This is a genomic window from Paenibacillus sp. FSL R5-0744 (assembly GCF_037972555.1).
Taxonomy (GTDB): Bacteria; Bacillota; Bacilli; order Paenibacillales; family Paenibacillaceae; genus Paenibacillus_AQ.
Genome location: NZ_CP150228.1, coordinates 3,806,554 through 3,824,685 on the forward strand (window position 1 = coordinate 3,806,554; position 18,132 = coordinate 3,824,685).

Consider the following 18,132-nt stretch of genomic DNA (forward strand, 5'->3'; position numbering starts at 1 on the left):
TTCAATACTATTTTAGAACAATTGTTCTCTTTTTTTCAGAGGTTACTATTTACCATATTCTTCATATAAAGAATCACTCTTATCGTTTAGATGAAGGAAACGCAATCAATACAAGACTACCATTTATTAACTCTTTCGAATTAATATTTATAATAGTTAGAACTTATGTTTGTGCGAACGGTAGTTCTATGTTATAATTTTCCCAAACATTACTATATGGGGTTGATTCCAATGTCAAAGATTTCAAGTCGCCAGCTGGCGATCCTGGAATTTATACGTAGCGAAGTCCGCAGCAAGGGTTATCCTCCTTCCGTCCGGGAGATTGGAGAAGCTGTTGGTCTTGCTTCCAGCTCCACAGTTCACGGTCATTTAGATCGGCTAGAGAAGAAGGGACTTATCCGTCGAGATCCAACGAAGCCTCGTGCGATAGAATTGCTTGGCCAAGAGGATTCCGAGAATGTCCATCATTTCGCGCAAACCGTCGCTCGCATTCCTGTCGTAGGTAAGGTTACCGCCGGGGTTCCTATCACTGCTACTGAGAATATTGAAGACTACTTCCCGCTTCCAACTCACTATGTTGGAGATAACAAAGTATTTATGTTATCGGTTCAAGGTGACAGTATGGTCGAAGCTGGGATTATGAATGGCGACTATGTTATTGTTCGTCAACAACAAACGGCTGATAACGGAGATATCGTTGTAGCTATGACCGAAGAAGATGAAGCAACCGTTAAGACTTTTTATAAAGAACGTGATCATATACGTCTTCAGCCGGAGAATCCGGCGTACGAGCCTCTTCGCCTTAATCGCGTGACCATTCTCGGCAGAGTTATCGGATTATTTCGAGATATCCACTAAGTATGCACTCCTACCAAGCGAAAACGGATACCGTCCTTTAGGACGGTATCCGTTTCTACGAGAAGTATAAGGATAGGGTATATCGTATAATATATACTTTCTTTTATTTTTTAAAAAAAGCTGTTCTGCAAATGCAGAACAGCTTTTTTATTGTTATCAAACTCCATTCATCAATTGCAGAACATTTGTTCTCATAGGCTAAAATGACCATTTTTAATGAATAACCGTTTAGGCATCCTCCTCATATCTTAATTAGAAAGGAGTGTTGCACAATGCCAAATTACCGGATTATAGTTGATCTGACGCAGCGTATGCTTTATCTTCTTGATAACGACATTGTGATCAGGGGCTTCCCAGTCGGAATCGGTAAAATGTTAACTCAATCACCACTCGGTGAATTCACAATCATTAACAAACAACCCGATCCAGGTGGTCCATTTGGGGTCTTTTGGATGGGTCTATCTAAGCCTCACTATGGGATACATGGAAATAATGATCCCTCATCCATAGGGCACGAAGTATCCCACGGTTGTATTCGTATGTACAATAAAGATGTGTTAGCACTAGCTGCGATTGTTCCTATTGGAACACGAGTAACGATCAGGAATTAAATCTAGCTCTATAGATAAACACGCCTCACTCATGGTTCAATGGAGGGGGCGTGTTTGTATTTATGTATTTTTGATGACCTAATAGGAATTATGTGGTTATATGTCGAATAATGTTAACAGGATTTCAAATTGAAAGGAAGTGTCTCGTTTTGAACAACTCAAAAATTAGAACCCTCGTCGATTTTAAAGTCGATGCACTTGTTAAACTCTCTGGCTTATTGTTAAATAACGATCAAGCGAGTGGAAAAAAAGTAAATTTACTCACCTCATTCGGCAGTATTCAAGGGACCATCTCCCCTTCCACCTCCAATAAAGAGGATGTTTTTGACTTAAAATCTCTAATGGATGATGTCATTGTAGATGAATACATATCTTATTTAGGTGCGGAACATCCCGATAAAAATTTCAGCTATAACTTTGTAGTCCTTAATGATGTTTCTGTAAGACCCTATACTCACTATGAATCTCCGATCGAATACAAACAGCTAATTGTTTATACCGATCAAATCACAGCCTTCAATTTCTTATGATTTTGACATATTTATTTTAAAAAGCTCTCAACAAAGCACTCCAGCAGTTGCCCCAATTTTGCACTCAGCTCGCAAAATCGGCAGATCTCTGGGTGCTTTCTCTTTTTCTAATCAGTAGTCGTTTCCTAAATTCCCACGATTTTCGCTCTTAACAGATACTAGTAGAGAGAATTCAGGCATATCTTTCAATAAGCAATAAATCTTGCTCTACTGAGATCTTTGGAGGTGTGATTACATGCTGATTTTCTTGATGTATATGTTTGCCATTGTAGGAGGAATCTTAATTCTAAGTGCCGTTATTATAGAATTAAAAAAACTATCTACTTCTTCTGAACTTTCTAAGCTGTTAAACGCAACCTCATCTTTTAATATTATATTCACCAAAACATTCATTCCGCCCAATCAATCGCACTTGATCGCCCTTAATGAACCTTATAAAAAAATAGCAATAGGTACCAGCAATCCGAAAACAAGCAAAAAGGCAATAGCAAAGCTATACTCGTTCGACAATATAATGGGATCAGAGATTGTTGTTAACGCACTAACCCTTTCAAAAGTATCTAAACGACAACAAAACAGCAAATCAACTGCTTCAAGTGCGGATATTAATGTGGTTAATAGCGGTGACGAAGAGGCTGATGTTATCGAGGAACTTACGCTTAAAATATACATGAACAGCAATGAAATACCTGTGTATAGTATTTCCTTCTTGCCAGGCTTACTACCCATTCAACAATCCGATAATCAGTACAAAGAAGCTTACTCCCAAGTCCAACAATTACATGCGTTCTTCAGGTCGATCGTATCCGAATGAATGCCCCCCTTCCGCCTATTATTACTTCACTTTACCTTTCCCAATTAGAAATTTTGAAAACCTTAAGGAAAGACAAAAAAACGGTCCTTTTGGGGGGCCGTTTTCGCTGCATCCAACATTCATTTTAAAATTGCACACTAAATCCGTTAAATTGATGAATGCCCGTACCATGAGCAACAAGATCCCGTTCACGTAATTCACGAACTGCCTTCATAACCTCTTGCAAAATAGCTGGATCTAGACCCAACGTATTATGAGAGCCGAATACTTGAGATACATTTGGAATTTGCGCAATCTTTTCTAAAGAAGCCACTAAATCTGCCGGACTAGTAGAGGGATAAAAAGCATAAATTGGCGTAACATCATACAACAAATCCCCTGTAAACAGATACCCGTTGGTATGATCAAAGATGCTAATATGACCTGGCGAATGACCCGGCGTGTGGTAAATTTCTAATCTACGCCCGCCTAAATCAAGCACTTCTCCCTCTCGCAATAGAGCTGTTGGTTTCCCTTGATAAGGTGTATACGTATTAGGATCAAACGTCTCAGGAACAGGAAGAGTAATATCTCGGCTCATATCTTTTCTGATCTGGGCAAGGGACAAACCTCGTATTCCATTAATCAGCCAATCCTCATCCTCTTTATGAACATAGATCGTCTCAAATTGTCCATGACTGCCTATGTGGTCTGCATGCACATGCGTAGTGATGACAGCGATAGGTAAATCCGTTAACTGATCCGTTATTCTTTTTATATTATCGATGCCTAATCCCGTATCAATCAACACCGCTTGTTCTTTCCCTAACAACAAAAAAGAGTGCACCTTTTCCCAATGTCCATATTCACTGATTGCATAAGTAATTGGATCAATTTTCGTGACTGTGAACCATCGATCTTGAATCAAGTGTGATCCTCCATTCCGTTCCATTTCTCCCTTACCTGCTCTTCTCCTTTATAATAGTCCGCTTGTTGATCCGCCTGATAGATTTCTTGATAAGGGAGAATGTTGATTTTACCTGAGTCCGGATATTCGCAAACATCTATGCCCTGGTTCGTTCGGAGATCAAGATACTTGCAAGGGGCATCCGTATGATTATAAAGCTGATGTGCTCCTTCAGGTCCCATTTCAAAAAATAGTACATCCCCTTCAGAAACCTCACTAAAACCCTCGGGAGTTCTTAACATCGCTTTTCCCGTCAAAATCACAAATACTTCTTCAGCGTTTCTATGAAAATGATAAGGAAAGGAATACTTATCTGGATCAAGCGATCTTATGTCGAAGACAAGATGTTTAGAATTAGCGATCTCAGCTAACCTCTCACTCGTATGCCAAGCAAACTCAGGGATCGGAGATAACTTTTGTTTAAATGAAACTGTATTTTCATTAAAAATCTTCGCCAAATATAACACCCCTCATCCATTACGCTTTTCTTTCAATATAATCGGTTTGGTACTTTATGTAAATGCAGATTATCAGATTTAATAATAAAAAAAGCCCCGCCAGCTTTGGCGAGACTCTTGTATGTGAAATATCCTATTTATTTTGAAGAACGATTTTGATTTCTCCATCAGAACTAAAACTTAAAACCGTAAAATCAGTATTGATTTCAAGTTCTTTCCAATCCTTAGGAAGCTGGTAAGCTAGTTTGCCACGAATTTTCTTTCCTGCAGCTAAAGCGCCGTCCATTGTTCCTACTTGACTATCCAAAGTATGAGCCAAGAGATCTTCATTTATGGAGAAGCTGTCTTGGTATGCATTGAACATTAGCATAGAGCTTACCATATAATCTTTACTGGAAATATTCTCAAGTATAATTCCGATTTCTACAAACTCATTACCCTCTGATGGTTGTACATAATCATTTCCCTTAGGCTTTTCCAGAGATTCAACTGTAAGCTTAAAATTCTTAGTTGTGATGGTTTGTCCAACTTCAGTTATCATCGTTTCCTTTGGCTCTTCAGTAGGCTTGCTGGTAGGCTTTTCCTTTTCGACCGGTTTCTCTGTTGCTGCAGTATCATCTACCTTTGCCACTGCTGGTTCTGATTTTGATACTGTAGGTTCACTATCATTCCCCTGTGATCCAATCACCCCTATTACAACAAAAACAATAATAAGCCAAAACCACCATTTTTTAAAAAAAGGTTTCTTTGTTTTCAATATTCTACTTCCTCTCAGATAATATCCACTTCCAACTTTTGCTAGGGAAATATACCCATATTATCCTATGAAAGATATACCTTTGCAAGAAAAATATAAAATAATGTCAGATGATAAGAATAATTGTGACTGTTATATTAAATTCCATTTTACTAGAATTATAAATACAAAAAACCTCAACGGCAAAGACATCAAGGGTCTAAAGGTTCTTGTAAAAAGTCTTGCATTGCACTCTTTACCACTCTTGAACTTGAGTGAGGTAAATATCACAACAAATATACTACTCCAGCTATAGCCAAAGAAAGAACTCCTCCTAAAGCAGACCATTTCGCTACTTTGTTTTTAATTTTACGGTCTTCTTTAGATTCCGAATAAAAATTCCCTCTTTGCTGAGTACCTGTCGTAAATCCGCCAATACATATACCAGAGATCACAAAAAAAGCCAGTCCTATATATATGAATATGCGCATATTAGTGCTCCTCCCAGGAAAGTATTGTATATCTATATATAAGATATTCTAACATTATTCTCCACTACTAACTGGAAAAGTTAAAATGATGTATGACGTTTACTCTCTCTTCCTCCGTGAGTTGTGATCTCTTAATCTTTCCTTGCCACCGCCTGTAGATATTCAATCTCCTTGCTTTTGATTCCTGAGTACCAATCGCTTATTATGATTTCCTCGCTTTCGGATTATCAAAGTCTCTTGTTCCTCTCTCAACCCGTGCTATATTAAATATGAGGTGAATTTTATGAACGGTAAGAAAGTTATCATTATTCTTTTGTCCATCTCTTTACTGGGTGTGATTGCTTACTTCGGAATAGCTTATGGATTACTTTGGTATATCTTTAATGGGTAAGATCAATGATTACCCGGGCCCCATTTTACTGGAATTATTCGGTCTGACTCGATGGCCTTCGGCCTAATAGTCAAGTTCCATCTCTTCGATCTGCACTTTGTACCTGTCCCAAGTGTCTTCATCCAAGCATTTTTTGTAACTACTCAAGCTATGTGCTTGCCCTTCTATGATGTCATTCAAGTCAATGCAGATTGTTCTCTCAAACATCGTGACTTTCATGCCACCCACCATCACGCCACATTGCCCGTCAACCTCGATCTTCATTCCTTGATATGCGAAGTCATTTGCACGGCGCTCGCAAATCTCCCGGAAGGTAGCTGGATTGGTGAACAAGTCACTGACCTTGAAACCGCCGATCTTCCGGCAGCGCAATTTCTTGACTACTGTACCGAACTTCTCTTCCCACAATCCATCCTGAAGGTATTCCCAAAATGAATACTTAGCCTTCCCAGCAGTTTCACCTTGTACTGTTCGTCTGCACCAAGGATCATCCCATTCGCTCCACTGGACCCATACTTCATAAGTATTCATCGTGTATCGTCTCCTTTGATTGGGGTCTCAGCCCCCTAAATTAATCCAGCGCTGATACTGTACGCTCTATACCTGCAATCAGATTCATGTTCATGAACACTTGTATTCGAATTCCCTTCATATCCCAATTAAATGCCCATGCCTCAGAATCGTTTTGTGTTGCCATTTCTACCTTTCCATGCAGCATGTTAATCAAAACGTATACAATGTCATGCTTATCCATGTGTCTCAGCCCCTTTATAAGTTCAGTACAGCCAACTCCATCATTTATATCCTCCTTGTGGGAGAGGAGGGCTATTAACCCATCTCTGTCCCAGTATTTTCGTACTGTGCAGCATGTGGACATCAACCTAAGTTGGCATGATATAATACATTTGTTAATAATTATCATTTTTTTGAAAGGGGATAAACATGAATAACATAAAGAAGGAAAATCAAAATATTAATAAATGGCTTTCTATTATTTGTCTTATATTAATACCTCTCTCTGTTGGCATCGGAATTGTATTCGATCTTTATCGAGATCCAATACAAATTCTGCTTATGGTGTTAGGTTTTATTAGTTTATCTTGGATAAATTGGTCAAAGTATAAAGAGAAATCTAAGTTGTAAATACTTTTGCTTCACAGTATGCGTCTACTGCGTCATAAGCTTTTGGAGAGGAGTGCTGCAACCTCCTCTATCCCTTAATGTCATGTATCTTCGTACTGCGCAGTAAATAACTTCAAATAAGTTCTTTTTTTTAGTTTTAGTTTGTTATAATAAAACAACAACTATTAATGAGGTGTTATCTTGCAATATATTTTTTTAATACCATTGGCATTTGTTTGGGCGATTCCCTTGGTTTTACTGTTAAAAAGAGATTATCTAACTAAAAACAAGGTTTCAGATAAAAATGCTAGCATAGAGAAAAAATTAGACAGAATAATAGAATTGCTTGAAAAAGATAAGGGTGCATAATCACTTTTATCTTTTTTTATGTCGCAGTATGCGTCTACTGTGCCTTTGGGAGAGGAGGGATACTCCTACTCCCTTAATGATCTGGTGCGGCCCCCGCGTTGCTGGGTTTATGCTGTCGGACGATGGCCTTCGCCCCTTAGAACAACGTTAATTGCATATTCTTCAACCGTTCCATTCCGTCTGCAGCATGTCGTTCATCACGCCCTATAGCGATATATTTTCTTCCAGTCCTTGATGCAGCCACAGCCGTTGTACAACTTCCAGCACAATTGTCTAGGACGGTTTCCCCAGGGTTGGTGTAGGTGCGTATGAGGTATTCGCACAACTCCACTGGTTTTGATTTGGATGGATTAGTTCAGGATCATCGTTGGTAACTACCGGATAGTACAAGACACTGCGCGGCACTTTCTCAGTCTTTCCAGCCTCGTTTGACCACGGAATTCCATCACCCTAAACAGATGATTTATGGTTGTTAGTCGCAGCATTCATTGGTTTATGTCCCTAACTCATTTGAGCATTATAGGTCGGCAGCCATTTATATAAGACTAGTATGTTTTCATGAGCTTGCAGCGGCATCAGACCTTTGTTTAAGTGTCCTGTAGCCTTGTTCTTTTCCCATATCCATTCATATTTGAATAATTTCATATTGCTGGCTGCAAGTGCCTTATCAAATGGGACTTTAGCAAATAAGACGATTGCCCCGTTATCCTTAATGATCCGTTCATATGCCTTCCATAGCTGATCAAACCGCAGGATAGAATCCCAAGGGCTCTGCGTTGTGCATATGGTAGATCGCATAGGATCATGTCCACACTTCCCATAATTTGTTAATAGTGATAATGTACTTATAACTAATTAATAATAAGGAGATAGTTAAATTGCATAAAAAGAAATATTTCACCCTTTCACCACCGTTCCTCATTCTAGGGATCATCTTGGCTTTCACTCTTCCATACGATAAAAGGTCTTATGCATTATTAGCAACCATGATGGCATTTTGGATTACTTACTATGTTTGGATTTATATAGAGAAGCTGATACAGAAGAAAAACGAATAACATTTGTTACGCCTTATGTGTCTACTTAACAATACTAAGCGTGATAAATGCCGCCTCTGCCCTCTCTCAGGTGCAAATGTTTGTCTTATCCTTTACCTGTGTCATGACTTGTTGCTCCCTTCCATATTTCACTTCAGAGCATCCGAAGCCATATGATAAAAAGGATTTGGCGCCGCGGATTTAATCTTTTCAAGTGCTTCCTGTAGATCATTTCGCTCAGAAATCAAATCAGAAACATTCATTTCCTCTGCGTTCGCCCACTCGGTCAGGATTTTCATTTGCCCTTGATGTTCATCCAACTCCGCCTGTTGCCGGGTTATGGTCTGCTGTGCCTCTGCTAAATCCCTCTGAACATCTGTGTCAGCCATCATCAACCCATTTATAGCTTCTTTCCAACGCGCGTTCTGTTGTTGTGACTCTTCTAGTGAGTGAATTAAATACGCAATTTCTGCCTTTTCAATCATGAACCACCATGGAAAACCTGCTTTAAAATTTCTCTTTATCTCTTCTATCCATTCTGGTGTCATGCTGGATAAGGGAATTTTTCCCGATTCACTCATAACTGCACTCCTTCCCAGTTCCAAATCTGTTGTTGCCCTTTGGCTGGAATCGGAGCCAGCAGTTGCTTAATGTCTGCCAATTCCCAAGCATAGCGTCCTTGATCAAACCATCCGAAGGAATACTCTTTATCAAGAGTATTGAAGTGAGTTTTTCGAGTGTCTGATTCTAAGGCCATCACTCCGCCCAGCACATCTCGCCGGATTCTGAAGCAATCTTTTAACTCTGAAACAGCTACCACAGCCCCAGTCGGTAAGTTGTCCACTGTATAACCGTTCCGAGCCAACGCTGCTTTAATCTCTGGCACCTCGCAGGCTTCTTTATCAATCTTCTTCCCTGCATGGATAGCGAGTGGTCCTCTGTGCTTTGTGGGACAGCTGCGCGTTTCAAACTTCTTCTCATTGAGAGCTATCAGTGTTGCCCACGGCTGAATGATGGTTATGGACTTCATGGCTTTGCCTCATTTCTTCGTCGTATTTTCGAATAAATTGAAGCAATGTTAATAATGATTTATTTTCCAACCGATAGTAAAAAGAGAATAAATAATACATAAGGAGAATATGAAATGGAATATATACTCATTGGTATTGGAATATATGCACTACGTATACTTGTTCCAATTTTAGTTGCTAGAGTTATGTGGAAAAAGAAATCCGAAATATGGAAGATTGTTATTGCTGTCATACTGACAATTTTCATACCTTGGTTGGGTTTAATTTATCTCGTCATCGATCGTTTAAGGTCACCAAGCATCCCCCGATTATAGTCTCCGCATTTGTCCAACCCCTGCGCTGAGCAACTTGTTTGCATAATTGTTCTTTCAATACATACTGGTTATTTGTCCTCTCCTTTATATGGGAGAGGGTGGTTAACCCTCTACCTTCTTTAGATATTCAGTGGCAAACCCGCCATTAAAACCTTCCAGCAGCACTACCTCTGATCCGCACAAGTCACACGGTTCCGACTTCACCGTCCAAACCTTATCCTTGTATTTTCCCTTCCGAGCTTCGTAGCATGAATGCATGATTACTTTGTCTTCCGGTATCAGTCCTGATTTCTTGAGAGTTGTTTGTTTTGCCATTTCGTTTATCTCTCCTTATGGGCTATGCCCTCAGAATAAAGTTCCTTGTTGTACATCGGCCTGCAGCTGGTTCACTGCTTCTTCATAACTCATCCCAGTAAGCTGCAGGCGTAGGATTTCAACATGTTCCTGAATCATCCCTTTCGTCTACCTTAACCAAGGAATTCCGGATTTCTCAAGCCACTCAATCATTTCACCAGCCCGGATCTGTGCTCCGAGTATTGTAATCTCTCCTCCATTGAAGCAGTTGCTTTTCAGCTCCCTTGTATATCCCGTTCAAAATCAGCGATAATTTCAAGGTTGTAGTCGATAGGGAACAGAATCTGCAGCTTATTCATCCGTTAGCGTATTTCCTGCCGCACTCACAACGGTATTTATCCCATGTTTCCATGTCTTTTCCCTCCCTGGGACTAACGAAACTTGCTTTGCTGTTGCTTTTGGATTTGCATTCCACAACATGCATTAGGTATTGGTTTAGGAATTGTTTTTGGTGTTGCCTTGCCTCAGACAGGTAAACCCAAAACTCCTAAAGATAAATGAGGTTCCGCTACTGGGGCTATCCCGATTAATGGCTTACCCTTATTTTGAAAATGGGTTACTGCCCAGTACATTGGCTAGGCATCAGCATAGGATGACGTATAACCAATTGGGAGGTAATATGTTGAACTATCCAATGAACCAAATGAATTCAATGCATCAAATGCACCAAATGCCACAACCCATCGTGGTATACCCTGTTGATCCATATGTTGTAGAAACCTTAAAATCTGTTATTGGAAAACAAGTTGTGTTAGAAACTACTCGTGGTGGAGTCAGCGGATGTGTAGTTGATGTCAAACCAGACCATGTTGTGTTAGATACTAGAGGTAGAAAGTTCTTTGTCCGGATATGTGAGATTGTTTGGATCATGCCTGAGTAATTTTCTATTCCAGAGGGGCTGTGAAAACAGCTCTTTTTTTCATATCTTTTTGCCTCTTGTAGCTAACTGTTCAGCATTCCTGATAACCAATAATGCAATAACTTTGTTGTTATACGAATCTTATAATCTTCAAATCGATCATTCGGATGATAAGACCCCTGTGCAGCATAGCCATTAAGAGCACCAGTAAACATTGCAGTGAAGTTCTTTAGATCATTAGTCCAAACGACTCAAGCAATCTAATCGCGGAAATTCCCCTCTATCTGCCGTACCCTTTCCTGGTTTGTGTTCAGCGAATATCTTTTGCTTCAAAGGAGATATTTCCTTCTTCACCTTCTTACGGGTGGTATTGCGTTTCGCACATGAAGATAAGCAATAGGTTGTTCTGTAGCTTCCACATGAACTTTAAGTTCCGCACATCGATATTTCGGTGGAATTGCCCAGTCTTTCGGACGTTCCGGACGCCATCCGGGTCCACCTGTGATATAAAGTGGCTTAATACATGCCGCGGCTTCGTCACGGGTTAGCCGAAATCCTTTCTATTCAATTCTTTTTTGCGAATTTTGAAACGTATTGGTCTCCCAGCGATGCCGATCCATTCTCTTCGTCACACTCATGCTGTCCTTTTACTTGAGGCTGGTAACGATATGAAGTACGTACAAGAACGTTTAGGTCACGGTAGTATGAGAATCACAGCGGACACATACACACATATTTCAAAGAAAATAAATGAAAGCAGTATGGAGAAATTTGAAGCTCATATGAGAAGTATCCTTTAATGAAACTACATTTTTAGGGGGCATTACGGGGGCGCTCATTAACCTTCCACAAAACCTCCAAACCTTACCCACACAGAAAAAAACCCTTAACACCAATGGTGTCAAGGGTTTAACAGTTCTAGTAAAGAGTCATATATTGCGCTCTTTCCCACTCGTGAACTTGTGTGCGGTAGATATCCCATTCGATTTCTTTTAGCTCGTAGAAGTGAGCCAAAGCATGTTCGCCGAGAGCTTCGGTTATAACATGACTACGGATCATTTCGCTAAGTGCTTCTTTCAAATCGGATGGCAAGCTTGGAATGCCTTCTTCGATGCGCTCTTCTTCAGACATCACATAGATGTTACGGTCAATCGGAGCCGGAAGATCAAGCTTACGTTTAATTCCGTCAAGACCTGCTTTCAACATAACAGCAAGTGCGAGGTAAGGGTTAGCTGCTGGGTCCGGGTTACGAACCTCAACACGTGTGCTAAGACCTCTAGAAGCCGGAATACGAATCATTGGGCTACGGTTACTTGCAGACCAAGCTACGTAGCAAGGTGCTTCATAACCAGGAACAAGGCGTTTGTATGAGTTCACTGTTGGGTTAGTAATCGCTGCAAAAGCACGAGCGTGCTTCAAAATACCAGCCATGTAGTAACGTGCAGTTTTGCTCAGACCCAGTTTGTCGCTTTCGTCGTAGAACATGTTTTCTTTGCCTTTAAACAAGGATTGGTGAGCGTGCATACCAGATCCGTTGATACCGAACAATGGTTTAGGCATAAAAGTTGCATGCAGGCCGTGTTGACGGGCTACCGTTTTCACGACGAGCTTAAAGGTTTGAATTTGGTCAGCAGCAGTAATCGCGTCAGCATATTTAAAGTCAATTTCATGCTGGCCCGAAGCTACTTCATGGTGGGAAGCTTCGATTTCAAAGCCCATTTCTTCAAGGGTCAGTACGATTTCACGACGACAGTTTTCCCCTAAATCCGTTGGCGCTAAGTCAAAGTATCCGCCTTGGTCGTTCAATTCCGTAGTAGGATTGCCTCTTTCGTCTGTCTTGAATAGGAAGAATTCAGGTTCTGGTCCAACGTTCATAGCTGTGAAACCCATTTCTTCTGCTTCCTTCAGACAACGTTTGAGGATACCACGCGGGTCTCCAGCAAAAGGTGTACCATCTGGCATGTAGACGTCACAAATCAGACGAGCTACACGACTATCAGTCACCCAAGGGAAGATTACCCATGTATCTAGGTCAGGGAAGAGATACATATCAGATTCTTCAATCCGTACATAACCTTCGATGGAAGAACCATCAAACATCATTTTATTATCAAGCGCTTTTTCCAATTGGCTAACTGGAATCTCTACATTCTTGATAGTACCTAATAGATCCGTAAATTGCAGACGAATAAAACGAACATTCTCTTCCTTGGCAATGCGTAAAATATCCTCTTTAGAAAAGCTCATGTGATCCTCTCCCTTTCGAACTTCTATATATTATTATTTATTAAAAAACCGGGATAACTCACCTTGAATCAGAGACACTTGTCCCGGTCTTTTACCGGAAACTAGTTCTTGCTTCAGCATTCGGTGAAGCTGGGAATCGGATAACTCTCTACGTCTTACCTCTGTATCAGGGGTAATAACAGTAGCTTCCTCAGATTCCTTAGAGACAGGATTCATTACTTGCTTAATGCCAGCAATATTAACACCCTTCTCGATCAGAGCTTTAATTTCTAATAGGCGCTCAACATCATTAAAAGAGAACAAACGCTGATTCCCCGACGTACGTGCTGGTACGATCAGACTGTGCTGCTCATAATAACGAATTTGTCTCGCGGACAAATCAGTCAGCTTCATTACAATTCCAATAGGAAATAATGCCATATTTCTGCGGATTTCATCACCCATGACTCATCCAACCTTCCAATGATCTTTTTCTGATCTCATTGTACATTTCCTAATACAGCGTGTCAATGGTATGTGAGATATTCTTACAGCAATTTTCTTTCACGCATACTTTGAAGTGCCATCAAAACGCCATATTTAACATGTGAATAGGTTAACCCGCCTTGCATATAGCCAATATAAGGAGCCCGTATAGGCGCATCTGCAGATAACTCCAAGCTTCCACCTTGTATAAACGTACCTGCAGCCATAATAACAGGATGTTCATAACCTGGCATATCCCAAGGCTCTGGTACCACATGGCTGTCCACAGCCGCAGCGCGTTGTATGCCCTGAACAAAGGCAATTAAGTGTTCTGGTCCATCAAAAGAAACCGCCTGAATCAAATCTGTACGAGGCTCGTTCCACGCTGGCTTTGTCTCAAACCCGCAACGCTGAAATACAGATGCAGCAAAAATACTCCCTTTTAAAGCTTGTCCGACCGTGTGTGGAGCCATGAACAACCCTTGATAAAGCCCACGTGTTGTTCCTAACATAGCCCCTACTTCACCACCTATGCCAGGAGCGGTTAATCGATAAGCTGCCAATTCTACAAGATCCTGTCGGCCACAAATATAACCGCCTGTCTCAGCAATACCCCCACCCGGATTCTTAATTAACGATCCTGCTACTAGATCCACACCAACCTGTGGAGGCTCAAGCTCTTCGGTAAACTCACCATAACAATTGTCTACGAAGACAATCACTTCCGGTTTCAACACCTTTACCCTCGAAGTCATTTCACCAATTTCAGCCACTGTGAAAGAAGCACGCCAATCATATCCGCGTGACCTTTGGATTCCAATCACTTTAGTATTTTCGTTAATAGCGAGAGCTACCTCATCCCAATCGATCTTGCCATCTGCAGTAAGAGCAACCTCCCGGTAAGTAATTCCGAAATCCGCTAGAGAACCTGTCCCATCCCCTGTGTGACCAATTACCTTATGTAAGGTATCGTACGGACGTCCTGTGATGTATAGCAGCTCATCTCCTGGACGCAGTACACCAAATAGGGCTGTTGATATGGTGTGTGTTCCTGAAGCGAAATGCGGGCGTACCAGTGCAGATTCCGCACCAAAAACGTCAGCATAGACAAGATCCAACACTTCACGGCCACGGTCATTATACGCATACCCCGTTGAACCAGCAAAGTGAAAATCACTGACTTGATGACGCTGGAACGCTTCTATAACCTTCCACTGATTCTTATCTACAATACGATCAAGGGCTTTGATAGCGCCTTCTATTTCAACTTCTGCGGCCTCTGCCGCGCTCAAAATATCCTCTGCAAAAACTACCATTCGTTCTTATTCGCTCCTTACATTTACTTGCCATCATAATGACAGAAAGCGGCAGTAAACTGACGCTTTCTAGATTAGCTATTATTTTATACCTATAAACGAAGCATTTCCACCTTAGGAATGACTGATAAGATTACTGCTGGTCCACAAAATCAGCAAGCATGTAACCCCATTTGTCATAATCCTCTTTATTAAGACGAACGTTATAGAGCACATCGTTCTCATCATATGTCGTTTCCAGAACCTCTCCCACCCTGTAGAGCAAGGAAGAAATGTCACCTCGGTCTCCGGGAATGCGGAAGTTGAGTGTGTCGCCAGCCAGTTCATCGGCGATCATTTCGGTAATCCGTGTTAAATCTTCAGGATTAAATGCACTGATCTTCAAGTACCCTGTACCTGTAGGCAACATTTCCAGTTGCACAGGCTGACATAGATCAATTTTATTAAAAAGTACGATTTGCGGTGTACCAGATGCACCAAGATCCTGCAGGATGGATTGGACAATCTCCATCTGCTCCTCACGCATTGGTGAAGAGGCATCCACCACATGTAGCACCAAATTAGCCTCATTCACTTCCTCCAGCGTTGCACGGAAAGATGCGACAAGATCATGCGGAAGATTCTGAATGAAGCCTACAGTATCCGTAAGCACGACCTCTTTTCCACCTGCTAGCTCAAGCACACGTGAAGTAGGGTCCAGTGTGGCAAACAACTGGTTTTCAATATAGACATCCGCATCGGTTAGTTGCTTAAGCAGCGTTGATTTCCCTGCATTCGTATACCCAACAAGTGCGACTTGCACCGCTCCCGCCTTGCGGCGACGCTCCCGATGTAGCTCACGAGTCTTAACAACCTCATCCAGTTGGCGTTTCAGCTCCGTAATCCGATCACGAATATGTCGGCGATCGGTTTCCAGCTTACTTTCACCCGGACCTCTGGTACCAATTCCTCCACCTAGTCTGGATAAGTTCTTCCCTTGGCCAGAAAGCCGGGGTAACAGATAGGACAATTGTGCCAGCTCTACCTGAATAATTCCTTCTCGCGTCTTCGCACGTCCCGCAAAAATATCCAGAATAAGCTGCGTCCGGTCAATAATCTTAAGATCCAGAGCTTCTTCAAGATTCCGTACTTGGGCTCCGGACAATTCTTGATCAAAGATAGCTGTATTAGCCCCGAGAGCATCAGCAGCCATCCGTAGCTCTTCTACTTTACCTTTACCAATAAACCATCTAGAATCAGGCGTTTCCTTGTTTTGACGCAGCACATCCAGAACTTCAACACCAGCGGTTTCGGCTAATTGCACTAATTCCTGTAGTGAAAGCTCTGGATCAATTCCGGTTCTTTTAATTTTATCTGTGACGAGACTTACCAATATCGCTCGATCTTGTACATCTGTTTCCGTATCATGCGTTGTTATTGCCATGTATGTCATGCTCCTTATGACGGTGATAGTATCCTGTAATTCATAATTTGAAATCCTCAGTTCGAAGCGTCATTAATTCCTGCTTACCTGGGCTGGTACTTTCATACTGGTTTAACAGTCTTACAGCCTGACCCCGAACAGCTTTCTCAATGGCGTTGCGAACATACCGCGCATTACTGAAAGCATGAAGACTCTCCGTCTTCTCTACTAACAAATGCTGCTTTAACTTGAGTATCGCCTGTGGCATCAAAATATAGTCACGATCTTTTGCCATGAGTTCAGCAATTTGCAGCAGTTGATCGATCGTATAATCAGGAAATTCCACCTGTATCGGAAACCGTGAAGGCAATCCGGGATTGCTCATCAAAAAATACTCCATCTCTCCAGAGTACCCCGCTAAGATAAGTATAAATTGACTGCGATGATCCTCCATGGCCTTGACGAGCGTATCAATCGCTTCTTTCCCAAAATCCTTTTCTCCACCCCGAGCAAGGCTATAAGCCTCATCGATAAACAAAATACCGCCCAAAGCCTTTTTTACCAGATCGCGAGTCTTCTGTGCAGTATGACCGATGTATTCTCCTACAAGGTCGGCTCTCTCCACCTCAATGAGATGTCCTTTGGTCAGTACACCCATACGCTGGAACAGCTTAGCTACGATTCTAGCCACGGTTGTCTTGCCAGTTCCGGGATTCCCTTTAAAAACCATGTGATAAGCTTGCCCACCGCTTGCAAGTCCTGCCTCAGTTCGCATTTGAGCAATCTGTAACAAGGCGTAGATTTCAAAGACTAGCTCTTTGATATTGTCCAGACCCACTAAACCTTCCAATTCTTGCGTTAACTCTTGGAACAGGCTAGTGTGGCCGTGATTTTTTGGAGGTACCGGCCGACTCTCTCCAGAAGGGTTAGTTATAGCCGGAGGCTCTTGACTCCGCAATACAATATTGATTTGTCGAGACGGTCTTTCTTCCTCCCGTCCACTGGCCGCTGCTACGCGTCCGCTCATCGGTATCACCTCATTATCCAGGGCTGACTTCTCTAATCAAGTCTATTCCAGTAAATGAAGTGTTATTAGAAGATTCGGGATTTTTTGGACAAATCACAGGAATAGCTGCTGAAGCTTCCATTTCGTATAGGCTAGAATCTCACGTGTTTTATGTCTTGTCATCGATAGAACGGTGGATTCTGTAAGTCCCAGCTCAGGATTCACATATGCAAGCTCGTCAGCAATTTCATGAGCCCGCCACCCATGGTAAGTATGCGTAATGATTATTGCTGAAGACAAACCTTCACGCGCCATAATCTCTTTACTAAACAAAAGATTCTCGTAAGTGCTGGTAGCTTCATTCTCTACGTAAATGGCGCTATCTGGCACTCCTTTAGCAACCAAATAATTACGCATTCCTTGAGCTTCTGTGTATTGTAAATCAGGTTTATCTAAACCACCAGATACAATAAGATGTGGGAACATCCCTTCTTGATAAAGCTTCAGTCCGTAATCCAGCCGTTCCTTAAGTCCTGGGCTAGGCTCATCCCCCCACATCGACATGCCAAGAATGATGCCAACATCAGCCTTTTGCATAGGATCTGTCGTGGCAGCTTTATTAATATTGTTTAACGCATAAGCACACCACAACAATCCAGCAATCACAATAATCGATAAAGCGATAAGCAACGTTCGTTTAGTCCAGAATCTGCGTTTTTTGGAAACAATCCGAATCGGGGAAGACCCTCTTCCGTAGACGTACCATTCCATTTCT

General features: G+C 41.6%; 25 protein-coding genes and 1 pseudogene. 8 read left to right on the forward strand and 18 right to left on the reverse strand.

Annotated elements, in window-relative coordinates; all coding sequences use genetic code 11:
- The first annotated feature begins 231 nt into the window (after positions 1 to 231).
- The 4 genes from lexA to MKY19_RS16675 all read left to right on the forward strand — a co-directional run bounded on the left by lexA (position 232) and on the right by MKY19_RS16675 (position 2,813).
- Entirely contained in the window at positions 232 to 858 is a 627-nt protein-coding gene (gene lexA / locus MKY19_RS16660) for a transcriptional repressor LexA (protein WP_042188849.1), read from the forward strand.
- 272 nt (positions 859 to 1,130) lie between these two features.
- Positions 1,131 to 1,469 carry a L,D-transpeptidase gene (locus MKY19_RS16665; protein WP_339265090.1) on the forward strand — a complete coding sequence of 113 codons (339 nt, stop codon included), beginning with the start codon at positions 1,131 to 1,133 and terminating at the stop codon, positions 1,467 to 1,469.
- 149 nt (positions 1,470 to 1,618) lie between these two features.
- Positions 1,619 to 1,999 (forward strand): hypothetical protein, encoded by a 381-nt coding sequence (locus MKY19_RS16670; protein ID WP_042188853.1) that lies wholly within the window; start codon positions 1,619 to 1,621, stop codon positions 1,997 to 1,999.
- 235 nt (positions 2,000 to 2,234) lie between these two features.
- Positions 2,235 to 2,813 (forward strand): hypothetical protein, encoded by a 579-nt coding sequence (locus MKY19_RS16675; protein ID WP_339265092.1) that lies wholly within the window; start codon positions 2,235 to 2,237, stop codon positions 2,811 to 2,813.
- Positions 2,814 to 2,937: 124 nt separating this feature from the next.
- Here MKY19_RS16675 and MKY19_RS16680 read toward each other — a convergent pair whose 3' ends face one another.
- The 6 genes from MKY19_RS16680 to MKY19_RS16705 form a co-directional block, all read right to left on the reverse strand.
- A complete protein-coding gene (locus tag MKY19_RS16680) occupies positions 2,938 to 3,744 on the reverse strand; it encodes an MBL fold metallo-hydrolase (protein ID WP_339796174.1) in 807 nt (268 codons plus the stop codon).
- Complete coding sequence (locus tag MKY19_RS16685) at positions 3,717 to 4,217, reverse strand: cupin domain-containing protein (protein WP_339796177.1); 501 nt, start codon at positions 4,215 to 4,217, stop codon at positions 3,717 to 3,719. Before MKY19_RS16685 ends, MKY19_RS16680 begins: the two co-directional genes overlap by 28 nt.
- A gap of 133 nt (positions 4,218 to 4,350) precedes the next feature.
- A complete protein-coding gene (locus tag MKY19_RS16690; RefSeq protein WP_076298757.1) occupies positions 4,351 to 4,974 on the reverse strand; it encodes a DUF4352 domain-containing protein in 624 nt (207 codons plus the stop codon).
- 266 nt (positions 4,975 to 5,240) lie between these two features.
- Entirely contained in the window at positions 5,241 to 5,444 is a 204-nt protein-coding gene (locus MKY19_RS16695) for a DUF5316 family protein (RefSeq protein WP_076283528.1), read from the reverse strand.
- 454 nt (positions 5,445 to 5,898) lie between these two features.
- On the reverse strand, positions 5,899 to 6,366 hold the full coding sequence (locus tag MKY19_RS16700) for a hypothetical protein (protein ID WP_339796181.1): 468 nt from the start codon (positions 6,364 to 6,366) through the stop codon (positions 5,899 to 5,901).
- Between the two features lie 40 nt (positions 6,367 to 6,406).
- Complete coding sequence (locus MKY19_RS16705; protein WP_339796184.1) at positions 6,407 to 6,589, reverse strand: hypothetical protein; 183 nt, start codon at positions 6,587 to 6,589, stop codon at positions 6,407 to 6,409.
- Between the two features lie 569 nt (positions 6,590 to 7,158).
- Here MKY19_RS16705 and MKY19_RS16710 point away from each other — a divergent pair.
- The gene (locus MKY19_RS16710; RefSeq protein ID WP_231573285.1) at positions 7,159 to 7,326 is read left to right on the forward strand and encodes a DUF4083 family protein; all 168 of its coding nucleotides are present in this window, start codon (positions 7,159 to 7,161) and stop codon (positions 7,324 to 7,326) included.
- Positions 7,327 to 7,462: 136 nt separating this feature from the next.
- On the opposite strand, the gene MKY19_RS16715 is transcribed toward MKY19_RS16710, so the two are convergent.
- Positions 7,463 to 7,657, reverse strand: a complete 195-nt coding sequence (locus MKY19_RS16715) for a DNA methyltransferase (RefSeq protein ID WP_339796188.1) — start codon at positions 7,655 to 7,657, stop codon at positions 7,463 to 7,465.
- A gap of 170 nt (positions 7,658 to 7,827) precedes the next feature.
- A complete protein-coding gene (locus MKY19_RS16720; RefSeq protein ID WP_339796191.1) occupies positions 7,828 to 8,124 on the reverse strand; it encodes a hypothetical protein in 297 nt (98 codons plus the stop codon).
- Positions 8,125 to 8,204: 80 nt separating this feature from the next.
- Between MKY19_RS16720 and MKY19_RS16725 the strand changes: the two genes are divergently transcribed.
- On the forward strand, positions 8,205 to 8,384 hold the full coding sequence (locus MKY19_RS16725; RefSeq protein ID WP_081382781.1) for a hypothetical protein: 180 nt from the start codon (positions 8,205 to 8,207) through the stop codon (positions 8,382 to 8,384).
- Between the two features lie 128 nt (positions 8,385 to 8,512).
- On the opposite strand, the gene MKY19_RS16730 is transcribed toward MKY19_RS16725, so the two are convergent.
- The 3 genes from MKY19_RS16730 to MKY19_RS16740 all read right to left on the reverse strand — a co-directional run bounded on the left by MKY19_RS16730 (position 8,513) and on the right by MKY19_RS16740 (position 10,023).
- Positions 8,513 to 8,944, reverse strand: coding sequence for a hypothetical protein (locus MKY19_RS16730; RefSeq protein ID WP_339265108.1), 432 nt, complete (start codon positions 8,942 to 8,944; stop codon positions 8,513 to 8,515).
- Positions 8,941 to 9,393 carry an ASCH domain-containing protein gene (locus MKY19_RS16735; protein WP_339265109.1) on the reverse strand — a complete coding sequence of 151 codons (453 nt, stop codon included), beginning with the start codon at positions 9,391 to 9,393 and terminating at the stop codon, positions 8,941 to 8,943. The genes MKY19_RS16730 and MKY19_RS16735 overlap by 4 nt, the downstream gene beginning before the upstream one ends.
- 417 nt (positions 9,394 to 9,810) lie before the next feature.
- Entirely contained in the window at positions 9,811 to 10,023 is a 213-nt protein-coding gene (locus MKY19_RS16740) for a hypothetical protein (RefSeq protein ID WP_339265110.1), read from the reverse strand.
- Positions 10,024 to 10,714: 691 nt separating this feature from the next.
- Between MKY19_RS16740 and MKY19_RS16745 the strand changes: the two genes are divergently transcribed.
- On the forward strand, positions 10,715 to 10,942 hold the full coding sequence (locus tag MKY19_RS16745) for a DUF2642 domain-containing protein (RefSeq protein WP_339796194.1): 228 nt from the start codon (positions 10,715 to 10,717) through the stop codon (positions 10,940 to 10,942).
- A 62-nt stretch (positions 10,943 to 11,004) separates the two neighbouring features.
- On the opposite strand, the gene MKY19_RS16750 is transcribed toward MKY19_RS16745, so the two are convergent.
- Positions 11,005 to 11,136, reverse strand: coding sequence for a hypothetical protein (locus tag MKY19_RS16750; protein WP_339796197.1), 132 nt, complete (start codon positions 11,134 to 11,136; stop codon positions 11,005 to 11,007).
- 333 nt (positions 11,137 to 11,469) lie between these two features.
- On the opposite strand from MKY19_RS16750, the pseudogene MKY19_RS16755 reads away from it, so the two are divergent.
- Positions 11,470 to 11,721 (forward strand): annotated as a pseudogene (locus MKY19_RS16755) (tyrosine-type recombinase/integrase); the annotation flags it as partial.
- A gap of 118 nt (positions 11,722 to 11,839) precedes the next feature.
- Here the strand turns inward: MKY19_RS16755 and glnA are convergent.
- The 6 genes from glnA to MKY19_RS16785 form a co-directional block, all read right to left on the reverse strand.
- Complete coding sequence (gene glnA, locus MKY19_RS16760) at positions 11,840 to 13,168, reverse strand: type I glutamate--ammonia ligase (protein WP_042128352.1); 1,329 nt, start codon at positions 13,166 to 13,168, stop codon at positions 11,840 to 11,842.
- 33 nt (positions 13,169 to 13,201) lie between these two features.
- A complete protein-coding gene (locus MKY19_RS16765) occupies positions 13,202 to 13,612 on the reverse strand; it encodes a MerR family transcriptional regulator (RefSeq protein ID WP_042128355.1) in 411 nt (136 codons plus the stop codon).
- 83 nt (positions 13,613 to 13,695) lie between these two features.
- Positions 13,696 to 14,949, reverse strand: coding sequence for a methionine gamma-lyase family protein (locus MKY19_RS16770; RefSeq protein ID WP_339796200.1), 1,254 nt, complete (start codon positions 14,947 to 14,949; stop codon positions 13,696 to 13,698).
- A gap of 133 nt (positions 14,950 to 15,082) precedes the next feature.
- Entirely contained in the window at positions 15,083 to 16,372 is a 1,290-nt protein-coding gene (gene hflX / locus MKY19_RS16775) for a GTPase HflX (RefSeq protein WP_339796202.1), read from the reverse strand.
- Between the two features lie 40 nt (positions 16,373 to 16,412).
- On the reverse strand, positions 16,413 to 17,378 hold the full coding sequence (locus MKY19_RS16780) for an AAA family ATPase (protein WP_042188887.1): 966 nt from the start codon (positions 17,376 to 17,378) through the stop codon (positions 16,413 to 16,415).
- A 93-nt stretch (positions 17,379 to 17,471) separates the two neighbouring features.
- Positions 17,472 to 18,128: a YdcF family protein gene (locus MKY19_RS16785; RefSeq protein WP_076298771.1), complete on the reverse strand. Its 657-nt coding sequence runs from the start codon at positions 18,126 to 18,128 to the stop codon at positions 17,472 to 17,474.
- Positions 18,129 to 18,132: the final 4 nt, after the last annotated feature.